10 protein-coding genes are annotated in these 12022 nt (G+C 48.6%); 5 read left to right on the top strand and 5 right to left on the bottom strand.

The window, feature by feature from the left end; translation table 11 throughout:
- Nucleotides 1-17: 17 nt before the first annotated feature.
- From E0496_RS25565 to E0496_RS25545, 5 genes are all read right to left on the bottom strand, one after another.
- Nucleotides 18-707 (bottom strand): AIM24 family protein, encoded by a 690-nt coding sequence (locus E0496_RS25565; protein WP_139995829.1) that lies wholly within the window; start codon nucleotides 705-707, stop codon nucleotides 18-20.
- Nucleotides 704-1189, bottom strand: coding sequence for a hypothetical protein (locus tag E0496_RS25560; RefSeq protein ID WP_161601570.1), 486 nt, complete (start codon nucleotides 1187-1189; stop codon nucleotides 704-706). Before E0496_RS25560 ends, E0496_RS25565 begins: the two co-directional genes overlap by 4 nt.
- Nucleotides 1190-1461: 272 nt before the next feature.
- Complete coding sequence (locus E0496_RS25555; RefSeq protein WP_206669860.1) at nucleotides 1462-2736, bottom strand: BNR-4 repeat-containing protein; 1275 nt, start codon at nucleotides 2734-2736, stop codon at nucleotides 1462-1464.
- Nucleotides 2737-3654: 918 nt separating this feature from the next.
- A complete protein-coding gene (locus E0496_RS25550) occupies nucleotides 3655-4650 on the bottom strand; it encodes an aldose 1-epimerase (protein ID WP_141504580.1) in 996 nt (331 codons plus the stop codon).
- Between the two features lie 107 nt (nucleotides 4651-4757).
- Nucleotides 4758-5120, bottom strand: coding sequence for a LytTR family transcriptional regulator DNA-binding domain-containing protein (locus E0496_RS25545; RefSeq protein WP_139995834.1), 363 nt, complete (start codon nucleotides 5118-5120; stop codon nucleotides 4758-4760).
- Nucleotides 5121-5256: 136 nt separating this feature from the next.
- On the opposite strand from E0496_RS25545, the gene E0496_RS25540 reads away from it, so the two are divergent.
- From E0496_RS25540 to E0496_RS25520, 5 genes are all read left to right on the top strand, one after another.
- Nucleotides 5257-6387, top strand: a complete 1131-nt coding sequence (locus E0496_RS25540) for a lactonase family protein (RefSeq protein WP_206669859.1) — start codon at nucleotides 5257-5259, stop codon at nucleotides 6385-6387.
- Nucleotides 6388-6450: 63 nt separating this feature from the next.
- Nucleotides 6451-7680: an MFS transporter gene (locus E0496_RS25535; protein WP_141504578.1), complete on the top strand. Its 1230-nt coding sequence runs from the start codon at nucleotides 6451-6453 to the stop codon at nucleotides 7678-7680.
- A 143-nt stretch (nucleotides 7681-7823) separates the two neighbouring features.
- Entirely contained in the window at nucleotides 7824-9233 is a 1410-nt protein-coding gene (locus E0496_RS37085) for a DUF2087 domain-containing protein (RefSeq protein WP_141504577.1), read from the top strand.
- Between the two features lie 34 nt (nucleotides 9234-9267).
- A complete protein-coding gene (locus E0496_RS25525) occupies nucleotides 9268-10518 on the top strand; it encodes an MFS transporter (protein ID WP_141504576.1) in 1251 nt (416 codons plus the stop codon).
- Between the two features lie 322 nt (nucleotides 10519-10840).
- Nucleotides 10841-11827, top strand: a complete 987-nt coding sequence (locus tag E0496_RS25520) for an S-layer homology domain-containing protein (RefSeq protein WP_206669858.1) — start codon at nucleotides 10841-10843, stop codon at nucleotides 11825-11827.
- Nucleotides 11828-12022: the final 195 nt, after the last annotated feature.

The raw sequence follows: 12022 nt of genomic DNA, 5'->3' as shown, positions 1-12022 counted from the left end.
GGCGGGCCTGCCTCTTTTTATTTGATATAGATGCCGCCGAATGGCAGAACCTCACGGAGTATTCTTTTGATAAAACCACCGTTTTGCAGCTGTTCTTCAAGCTCCGCATCACGCGAGCCCGTCTGAATGAGCACGGGGCCAGTACCCCTGATTTCCCACTGCACATTCATATGCTGGCTGGCGAGTTTGTTGCCGTACACAGACAACTGAATGGAGGCGTGCTCAGGGTAGGCGACTAGAGCGCCCGTTTCCACGTAAAGAGGGCGGTCGGGCTGCAACTGGATGGACTTAACGTCTCCGGCTGTAATAATGCCGAGCATACCTGGTCCGGAGAAGCGCATACGGACAAATTCCTTGGTGATCCAAGCGTTTTTCAGCTTCTGGATGACCGATTTCAGCTTCATGCCGTCCGAGAAGAAGATCACATGGCGAAAGTCGAAGAGCAAATCGCTCTTAGCCTCGATATGGACCGTTTCAAGCGAGCAGCCTGCTGGCAGCCCGAGAATAAACTCAGACGGACCGGAAATGATGGAGCGTATCCAACGCTTCTTGCGGTACATGCCGGCAAAATCCATAAACCGATCCTCGCGGCTCTGGGGATCTCCTTGGTAGGCAATGATGGATTTGGGGTGCAAGACATGAAGCTTGTCCGCACCCTCAAGAGTGACATGCACATGGCCGGTCTTGGCAGGGACATTGATGTTCATCCGCTAATCCCTCTTCCGCCGGAGCTTCGCTGCTTGCGCCATACCACGTAACGCCAGACGCGCAAGGAAACGATATAGGCAAGGAATACGGCTGCGATAATGATGACCGTGTTGATCAGCTTGCTAATCAAGGACTGCTTATCCTGCTTCATTTGCTCCATTTCTGCCTGTATGCTGGCATTTTGGGCAATAAGCTGTTCATTCTGTTGACGGAACTGCTCATTCTGCTCTAGAAGCTCCTGCTGCTTGCGCGCATATTCAGCTGCGGCTTTGGCGGATTCTTCTAGCTGCTGCTGCTGTTCGGCCAAGGCCTCCTTGGCTTCAATATATTGCCCTTCCAGCTCGCTTATTTTCTCGGGCGTATTATAGATATCTTTGATGCGGTCAAAAAAACCTGCATAGGCAATAGGCTGTGGTGTGGCTATGAGAATAAAGGTGGATAGGCTGGCTAGGATGAGTGCTTTCCAAATGGACTGTCGCATCATAGTCTCCCTTCAGTTTTCGACATAAGAGGGGCTGATGCTTACATTTTACAGTCTTTCTCGACAATAGTCACTCTTGTCCTGCAAAGGAGAGCAGAAAAGATTTTTTGAGGGGCGTTAACAGGTGGTTATCAATTGTTCTCAAACAAAGCACCCTTTGTTTCAAGCCCGGAAGGATGACAGGATAGGCTGATCTTTGCCACGCCAATATAAACTAAGCCGGGCACTTCGTGCACCCGGCTTGTATCCATTAGCAGCATTATATGTTTGAATTAATTCCTGCCGTAATACAGCTTGCTATTCGTGATATCGACCAAATACAAAATGTCAATTCCGTTCGCGTTCCGCTCGACACTAAGCCTCTCAATGGGCTTGCCAGGCGCAATAGAGGTCAAGTTCCAGCCCGCGCTTCCCGAAGGGATTGCCATGTAGGCACGGTCCGTGCCGCTATATTTTGCGTAGTACACGCGAACGGTCGAGCCCGTCCATGTAATATCGATGGCCGCTCTAGTCTGCGTAAGGTCGTAAACCGTCTGCAGATTCCAGCTTCCCGAAGCGAACGATGCATATTTGACGGAGAAATTGGTGCTTCCATCTTCCCGGTAGCGATAGACGATTTTTGGGCTGCCTGCGGAATCTACCGCTAGCTTGGCGCTTTGCACGCCTGGGCCACCGGGATCTCCGCCGTCCTGAACGTAAGCCTCATTAGGACCAAGCGGCTGAACGATATCGGCTGTACTAAGCGAGACAGGGGCGGTTATCGCGCTGCCGTCCGCTTTGTAGAAGGAACCAGTGGATGGGCTGTATTTGAGATAGGAGAGTTCGTGGCGCAGCGCACTCGATACGAAGGCCGACCATTCGAACAAAATATGCAGGTCGCCGTTCGCATCGAAGACCAGGTCATTGGGATAGAATGAACGCCCTGCGGTTGCGCCAACCACCGCCACCTGGCTCCAGGTCGACGCGGCATTGTTCCAACGGAATAAGACGCCGGGGCGATAGCCAGCCGAATCCAGCCCGGAGCGGATCAGTAGATAGACATCGCCATTCGGCGCTGTTGTCAGCACCGGATACGTGCCCCTGAAGGAAGCGGGGGTCGGCATGTCGGCGGAATGATTTTGCGGCGCGCCTCCAACCGTGTCCGATCTGAAGTAGCGCCAGCTGTCGTTATGCATCGACGCAAATACGTGGAATCTGCCGCTGCCGTCCCGGGCAATCGAAGGCTGGTTGTGCCCGACATCGTCATTGTATTCGGCGACTGAGCTCCCATTCATGACCGGGATGTTAGACCAGGCTCCTGTGCCGTCGCGCCTTGCGATGTATACTTTATGGGTGCTGGTGCTGCCCGGCGCATTGTATGCCATATAGGCGTATTCGAGTCCCGTGCCGTATGTTTCCAGCGGTGTCCACCATCCCGCTTGATTACTCGAGTCCATCGTATACGGTACCTCGGTCAACGTCGCAGCCGCATTTCCGACACCTGCCGGAAGCAGCGAAAAGAGCAGTGCGGCAACGGTGAATATTTTCCAAAGCCTGTTTCTTACCACTATCATTCGCCTCCTTATTAAATGGTATTACACGAATACGAAAAGCGGATTTCTCCGGCCGGGAGAAATGAAGCGCTTACATTTTTTGATGCGGTTGGCGCCATAGCTATCGTAACATGTCAGTTGGCTGGGATGTCATATACATAACCATGCTTCCAATAGAACATAACTTCGGAGTTTCAAGCTATCCAGGGATGAATAGAACGTATTACAACTGGTTTTCGAGAAATTTGTTGCTTTAATGAATGAGCGCATTAGCATCAATACAGCTGAAGTACCGTTGTATTTTCATTAAAGCTATATAAATTAATCGAAAGTTACTCGTTTTGATCGCTGTACGAGTAGATCCTTTTTTTGGGTCGCAGTTGCAGCCAGATTCTTTGATTGACTAAGACATGTAAAGGTAAGAATCCTGCTATAATGGCGAACACTTCGTTTCTCCAGAACGTTCTTATCGTTTATCTTAAACTTCATTTTTTGGGTTCGACTTCTATGTTCAACTTCTATGAATACCTTGAACTAATAAAACACGTTCAGACGGTTCGTTAAATAAACATGCGATCCTTAGGCCTATTTCTTGAAAAACCATCCATTTGCCGCCATTGTGGAGCTCTAAGGCTAGATTAGATCTATTTTTTAGACCTATTTCTTTGCATTGGTCAATTATTGATCTAATAGATCTAAATTGTAGATCTATTTTACCCAAAGTCGGTCTTTTACTGCCCATTTGGAGCTCGACGGCTAGAATAGATCTACTTTTTAGACCTATTTCTTTCCAGTGGTCGATTTTTGATCAAATAGATCTAAATTGTAGATCTATTTAAGCTTGTATAGTTATATGCGTAAGCGCCAAAAAGCCGGGCAGAGGCATTGCATCTGCTCGGCTTTCCTGTAATGCACAATCATTGTGCACTGCTATTATCTTACGTACAAACGGCTGGTTTCTTCCCAAATGCCACCTGGCTCCAATGAGACAAGCCCGGTTTGCTCGGCTGGAAGATTCACGTTGGGAGCGTTCACAAGGTTAAGCTGAGGCTCAGGGCAGAAGAAGCCTGCCGTCGCATTGTTGTTCCAAATCATCCATTGCTTATAAGCTGTACCTACGTCGTAGACAAGCGTTACGTTGCTGCGGCTGTCGGTAAGCACCATCGCATTGCGGCCATTTTGCGGCTCAGCCGTGTAATGGTTATCCATGGCAGACCAGATTGGAGATAAGCCAGTTGTTTTCATCGCTTCCTCGTCGGCAGACAGCTCTTGGTACTTTCCTGTCGGCAGCATCCGCTCGTTCAGCTCCCAGCGCTTGCCGGTTGTAAGGGTAAAACTGCAATCCTCGACGGTGCTGTTAGGCGCAAATGGCGCATTGATTGCGGTATGGAAAGCGATTAGGCAAGGCATGGCGTCGGTGCCTTCGTTATGTACTGATACATGCTGCAGCAAGCCTGTTGCATTCAAAGCGTAACGGAGCTTTATCGTAAAGCGGTGCGGAAGATACTCATAAATCGGATGGTTCTCATCGATTGAAATTTTTAGGGAAACATAGCTTTCTGTTTTGGTCGTGCCGAAGTCTTCGACGTCCCAAGCCGCCGTATGGAAGAAGCCATGAAGGTGGTTTCCGGTTGCTACTTCGTTTACAGGGAAGTTGTAGGTCCTACCGTTCCAAGTAAAGGTACCATCCTCATAGCGGTTGGGAGGAAAAAGAACTGGGATGCCATGTACGCCGGGACTAGCTCTGAAGCTGTCCATATTCTCGGCGGAAGGCTCTCTCAGAAACGAGTATTGGTTTTCTTTATCGCGGAATGCAATGAGGTTGGCTCCGACTCCTGGCAATACTGCCGCTTCATAAGCGCCCCATTGCAGCCATACGGCTTGCTCATCATGGAATAATTGCTCGAATGCTTGTCCTTGCGTCGACATGGAAATCCTCCTAAAAAATCATATTCAACCTAAGAATAGCAGGATGGAGCTAAACAAACAACCGCCCTATTTTCTCCTGCTGGAGAAATAGGGCGGCTCTCAGTGCGTTATGGCGTGATGCGCAAATCTTTGTTCGATGAGCGCTGTGAGAACAACTGCTGTATGACGTATTGCTTGCGGCGGTTAACCGTTACCTGCTTCGATTCCGAAATGTCGGAGCCAAAATAAATCGTGCCATCAGCAATGGTCTTGATTTTGCCGATGTTAATGAAGCAATTGGAGCTGATCTGGTAGAAGCTTCTCTCGTGAGTAAGCTGCTCAATTTGCTCGGCAGTCATTCTTTTCTTTATATTATAGTTTCTGCCATGGAAGCTTACGAGTCCCTGCATGCCAAGCTTGAAATAAAGAACATCCGACTCCAGCTCGAAATCCTCATATACGTTCCGTTCGCTCAGTACTACATTCACCATCTCAGTTTCCCCCTTTAGAAATGTGAACCACTGAATTGTTAGCGCTTACATTGTAACATGTCACAATAGGATTTGTGAAGTCTTTTATAAAAAAAAGACATTGTTTGCTGAGGCGGCATGTGCTATGGTCACTGTAATGCCAAAACGACAGAGAGGTTGGGTGCAAATGATCCCTTTAAATGAACAACCAACATCCAGCGAGATCCTTTATATTGGGTCCTATGGAACGGCCGAGGAGCCGACAATTCATGTAGGTACGTTTGATCCAAAAACTGGTGAGCTGGCTGTCATACAGCGCGTTGAGGGGCTTGAGAATGCATCCTATCTGACGCTGCACCCGAGCGGTGAATATTTGTATGCGGCAAGCGAAACGGAAACTACGGGAGAGGCAGATGGCGGATCCGTTGCCACCTTCATTATTGATAAGAAGACCGGGCTCCTATCCACCACTAGCAATCGTTCACTCACACACGGTGCACATCCTTGCTATATCAGCACGGATTCATCAGGTCAAGCGCTATTTGCTGCCAATTATACAGGCGGAAATGTGGCATTGCTGCCGATTACAGAAGATGGGGAGCTTAAAACAGCTTCTTCCACGGAGCAGCATACGGGCGAACTAGGCCCCAACGCCGCAAGACAGGATGCACCGCATGCGCATTGTATCGTGCCGCTTGGCGATTCGCCTTTTGTCTGCGCAGTTGATTTGGGGATCGACGCGGTCGTGGTTTACCGTTATGATGCGAGCAAACATACGCTTATTTCACATAGCACAAGCAAGGTTCATCGCGGAGCAGGCCCGCGCCATCTGATTTTCCATCCTACCCTGCAGACCGGTTATGTGATGAACGAGCTGGATTCAACGATTACGTTAATGAAGGTAGATGAAGCGAATGGAGTGCTAACGGCTGGGCAGTCGATCTCTGCGCTTCCGGCAGGTTTTGATGGCTACAACGATGCGGCCGATATCCATTTGGGTATTTCCGGTCGATATTTGTACAGCTCCAACCGTGGACACAACAGCATAGCCGTTTTTGCAGTCGATCAGGAAAATGGTGAGCTTACGCTGATTCAGCATGTGGAATGCGGCGGAGATTCGCCAAGAAACTTTGCGCTTGCGCCGGATGGCGGCCACTTGCTCGTTGCTCATCAGAAGACGGGGAACGTAACCGTATTTACGGTAGATGAAGAGAGTGGCGTGCTAACGAAGACCGCTGCATCGCTCGAATTAACAAGTCCCGTCTGCATTAAATTTGCTACAGTCTAACCCCTGCATGTTCCGTCAACGGAAATGAGGTATTTTCGTTAAGAGAGGCAGGTCCTACTTATCATGTCAGCATCGCCTGTGACTAGCAGTGTAAATAAAGCGGCCATTAAATCCGCTACGGTCTACGCTATATTGATTTGTATCAGCTCCGTACATCTAATGAATGACATGATGCAATCCGTCGTGTCTGCGCTGTTCCCGGTATTGCAGCAGTCGTTGAAGCTAAACCTGGCGCAGATCGGTTGGATTGCTTTTACGCTCAACATGACCTCCTCGGTTATGCAGCCCGTCGTCGGCTTGATTTCAGACAAAAGGCCCGCGCCTTGGATGCTGCCGGTAGGGATGTTCTCCAGCATGATCGGGATGGCAGGCCTTGCTTTCGCTCCGAATTTCTATTTGGTGCTGGCAGCCGTCGTATTCGTCGGGCTTGGCTCCGCGGTGTTTCATCCGGAAGGCTCGCGGGTCGTGCATCTGGCAGCAGGCAACCGCCGGGCGTTCTCCCAGTCGATTTACCAAGTAGGCGGCAACTTCGGGCATATGCTCGGGCCGCTCATGACGATGCTCATCTTTTTGCCGTTCGGGCAGAAGGGTGCGATTTGGGGGACGCTGCTTGCCGCGACTGCAATCATTATTCTGATGAAGGTCGTTCCTTGGTACAAGACACAGCTAGCCGTACACGACGGTAAAATGCAGCAAAGAAAGGCTGCTGGAAAAGTTAGGCCTGCGCTTGCACCAAAGGTAGTGGCTTTTGCGCTCGCCATCCTGTTTGCCATCGTATTCGCAAGGTCATGGTACGCAGCCGCAATCGGCAATTTTTATCAGTTCTACGTAGTCGAAACGTATGGCTTAACGATCAAGCACGCTCAGATTCCGTTGTTCTTATTCTTGGCGGCTGGCGTTGCGGGTACGTTCTGCGGAGGCATTCTAGCGGACCGGATCGGGCGCAAAAAAATGATGCTGATCTCGATTCTCGGAGCGGCGCCGTTCGCGCTGCTGCTTCCCCACCTGCCGCTTGCGCTCGTATATCCGCTCATTGTCGTGCTCGGATTTGTGCTGCAATCCGGCTTCTCCGTCAGCGTTGTCTACGCGCAGGAGCTGATGCCGGGCAAGGTAGGCACCGCGTCGGGGCTGATTACCGGACTCGCATTTGGCATGGGCGGGCTTGGCGCAGTGGTGCTCGGTTATTTGGCCGACGCGCGTTCGCTTGGTTTTGTCATGACAGCGTGCAGCGTATTGCCGCTGATCGGACTTTTGGCTGTGCTGCTGCCGAAGGACCGGAAAGAAATCGTCTAACAAAAATAGGATTACAGAACAGCCGCTTTAGGGGATACCCGAGAGCGGTTGTTCTTTTTTTATGTTTTCTTATTGTAATTTTATAGACGTAATTATATAATGTCTATAAAATAACCAAACAAAATCGAGGGGTGTTTGAATATATGGAGTTGGATGGACGTTTTTGGTCGGCGTCGTTATCGGAGCTGAAGCAAGGTTATGTCTATGTAGAAGCAGATGGTTATTATACTTGCTTGCTGTGCGGAGAGCGGTTCGAGGATGGAGAAATTTTTCATCACGAAGCAAACGGTCGCTGGTATGAGGCGCGCAAATATGCAGCGTATCATGTGAAGCAGAAGCATGGCTCCATGCTCGATTATTTGCTAGCGCTTGATAAGAAGCAGACCGGCCTGACTGATTTGCAAAAAGAGCTTATCCGCGGCTTTGCCGATGATTTGTCCGACAAGGAGATGATGGGTCTCACGGGAGCAGGGAGCGCTTCAACCATTCGTAATCATCGTTTCGTGCTCAAGGAGAAAGCAAAGCAGGCAAAGCTGCTCCTTGCCATTTTGGAGATGATGGAGGAAGGGGCGGCCAGCGCTCCGAGCTTCGTGGCTGTGCATCGCGCTGCGACGCAGGTGGATACAAGGTACGCCATCACAGAAGAGGAATACGAAGAGCTGCTGGAGCAATATTTTCCGAATGGACCGGAGGGGCCGCTTGCTTCGTTCCCTCGCAAAGAGAAGCGTAAGCTTGTTGTGCTTCGCCACATTGCTTCTTTTTTCGAGGAGGGGATGCGTTATACCGAGCAGGAAGTTAATAAGCAGCTCAGCGCTTTCTGGGAAGAGGATTACGTGACCCTCCGACGTTACTTGATCGAATACGGTTATCTGGATCGCAAGGATGACGGCAGGGCTTATTGGGTGAAGGGATCAGGTATTTCTGAGGTTGATGCTCAATTGCAGGAGACTGGTGGGCAGGTTCTGCGTGTGGATACGAAAGCTGTTGTGCCAAAGGAGAAGCAAGGAAAACAGAAGAAACAAGAGAAGCAGCAGAAACATAGGGACCAGCAGGACCAGCAGATGCTTGGGAAATCATCTGAGCAAGCTGGTAAGGAAGACAAAAAGCAGGAGGACGGAAAGAAGATGGATAAAGCGACACGCAAGCAATTGACGGCGGAATATCAGGAGCGGGAGCGCTCGATGGGCGTTTTTCAGATTAAAAATAATCGTAATGGTAAGCTATTAGTCGGTGGTTCCACCAATTTGGATGCGCTGTGGGGAAAAGAGCAGTTTATGCTGAATATGGGCTCGCATTCGAATAAAGAGCTGCAGAAGGAATGGAAGCAATATGGAGCTGCGGACTTCTCTTATCTCGTTCTAGAGACCGTTAAATTGGAGCAAAAGATTCGTTATGATTATAAGGACGTTTTGGATCCAGAGGGCCGTCAGCCCGTTGATGCGGTACGTCAGTATAAACGGGAGGTCGAAGAATTGAAGGGCAAGTGGCTGGAAGAGCTTCAGCCTTATGGAGAGAAAGGCTACAATAGCCCGTCAGAACAGGGCAAGGGTTAAGATTTATTTTTGACGAGGGAGCGTGTAAAGAGGGATGTCTGCCAAAGGAGCAGCGGGAGCTGACAACAGCTTGTTCCGCAACAAGTTTTTTCAAACGATTTTGCTGTCGAACGTATTGCTGCAGATCGGTATTTGGGTTCGGAATTTTGCTATATTAATGTACGTGACGGACAAAACGAATGAAGATCCTTTTGCGATTAGTTTGATGGGGTTTGTAGAGTTTTTGCCGATTTTCGTGTTTTCATTTATTGGAGGGACGTTTGCGGACCGTTGGAAACCGCGTCTCACCATGATTTGGTGTGATTTTTTATCCGCCGCATCCGTATTTGTCGTTCTAATTACGCTAATGTACGGTTCTTGGCATATGGTTTATTTTGCGACGTTTGTATCCGCGATTCTTTCTCAGTTCTCGCAGCCGTCCGCCATGAAGCTGTTCAAACAGCATATTCCGGCGGAGCAGCTGCAGTCAGCGATGGCGATGTTCCAATCGCTGATTGCGATCTTTATGGTGCTTGGGCCGTCGCTCGGCGTCATTTCGTACCAAAAGTTCGGCATTGAGATTTCAATCGGCGTCATGGGGGTTGCCTTCCTTCTGTCGGCGGTTGTTTTGTTCCGCATTCCGCGTGATCGGGAGGTTGAACGAACGGAAGCAATGGCTGAGCGTCGTTTCTGGCAGGATCTGAAGGACGGCTTCGCATACGTATGGCGCAGTCCGGTGCTTAAGTCACTTGGCGGTACGTTTGCGCTTGCTGGAACGGCAGTTGGAATCGCGCAGACGTTGGGGCTGTTTATCGTGCTCGAGCGGCTGGGGCAGCCGAAGGAATTTTTGCAATACATGCTTATGGTTAACGGTGTTGCTATGCTCATTGGTGGGGGTACGGTCATGGTCATTGCAAAAAAAGCAGCTCCGCAAAAGCTGCTTGCGCTTGGACTCTTGCTCAGCTCGCTAACGATGATTGGCATTGGCTTTTCAACGAGTATTCCGCTAACGTTGGTGCTGCAGTTTATCGGCGGACTGGGATTCCCAATGATCCAGATCGGTATCAGCACGATGATTCTGCAGTGGACGGAGGAATCATTCATCGGACGGGTGAACGGCGTGCTGACTCCTATGTTTATGGGGATGATGGTTATTATGACTCTCGTTGCCGGACAGCTCAAGACGGTATTTCCGCTTGTGGGCATTTATTGCGTAGCTGGTCTGATTATGTTCCTAGGGATGTTAATGCTTGTTCCTTTGTTTAAGCATAAGCCGTTAGCTGCTCAATCCAGCGCAGCATCCTAAGCTGGGGATATTGACAAATTCTGCATATGTGAAGTAACATCAATGGTAGTTGAAATAACGTATAGCGAAGCACGCTTACACCCTCGACTGAGGGAGGGGCGTGCTTTTTTGTGTTTTCGGCAGTGCTTTTGGGAGAGAGCCTGACGGAGGGGAAAGTCGATGATGTCGAAAAAAATCATTTTTTGCTCAAGGGTGAGTAAAAAAAGAAGGGAAAAGTGAGATGAGGGAAGAAATGGTAGGAATTGCAATTGTATTGAAATGGGAATGAAGAGAAACGGAGCCTTGAGAGGCCAAACATTATAACCAGTAGGAGTGTTGAATGATGCAAAAATTTAGCCGAGTTGTACTCGCAATTACTTTATTGATGACTGTGTGGATGAGCGTGCAGACTGCAGCTGCGGCTGCTTCTTTTACGGATACGAAAACACATTGGGCTAAGGCTGAGATTGACTCAGCTGTAACGCAGGGCTGGATTAATGGCTACGATGCCAGTACGTTCAGACCCAACGCCAATATGACTCGCGCAGAGTTTCTGAAATCGCTTGTTGGCGCGATGAAGCTGAAAGCGGAAGACACCGATACGCCTTTCGTAGATGATAGAGGCTGGTTCCGCGGCTATATCGCCACAGGTTTGAAGCAGTCAATTATTAAGGTTGGCGATTATAAGGAAAATACGTTTGAGCCAAACCGGATGATCACTCGCGAAGAGATCGCTCGGATGACGATTCGTGCGCTGGGTAAAGATGCAGAAGGCGTGAAAACAGGTTATTTAGCTGTAGCTAAGAAGTTGGAAATTATGAAGGGTTATCCCGATGGAACGATGGGCGGGGAGAAGAACGCTACCCGTGCGGAGGCTGTGGTGATGGTTTTAAATACGTTGAAGGTGAAGAATCCTGTGGTGGCGGTAGTGGATTATCCTAAGACGAAGGAAGAATTGAATACAATGATTCAATCACTTCCAAGCTTTAAGGGAACAACAACGTACGGTCATAATGGAGTCATTCTAATAAACACAAAAGGTTCAGATAATTTTTTTGATAATACTCTTGTTGTTGAATATAACACTGACTATAAACAAACTAACATTATTATAGCTGAACCAACTGCTGACAATAAAGCAATTATAAAAGATTTGCTAAAACATTATTTTCCTAAATCATTTGAAAAAGCCTATACAAGTTATATTAAAGTAAATGATATGAAATTTGTTGAAGGAAGCAATTCTATTGTCACAATGTATGAGGGACGCTCGTTTGGTGCATACAAAGCCAATAATAATAAGAAGGTTACAATTGAAATAGGAGGGTGAAATATTGCATTCATCACTTAATAGAAAACATTTATTATTAATTTCACTTATTATGATTCTAAATTTATTTCAACCTGAATTACGAAAGTGCGACCTCATAAAAACATAAAAAAGTGCCCTAATCTTTGGTAGAATGGTGTTTACGAAGACAACATCACCCAAAGAGAGGAGCACCCATAAAGTGAAGTTTACCAC

The sequence above is a fragment of the Paenibacillus luteus genome, assembly GCF_006542765.1.
In the GTDB taxonomy this organism is placed as follows: domain Bacteria; phylum Bacillota; class Bacilli; order Paenibacillales; family Paenibacillaceae; genus Pristimantibacillus; species Pristimantibacillus luteus.
Note: the sequence above shows the minus strand (reverse complement) of the source record. Positions and strands in the feature narration are given on the sequence as shown.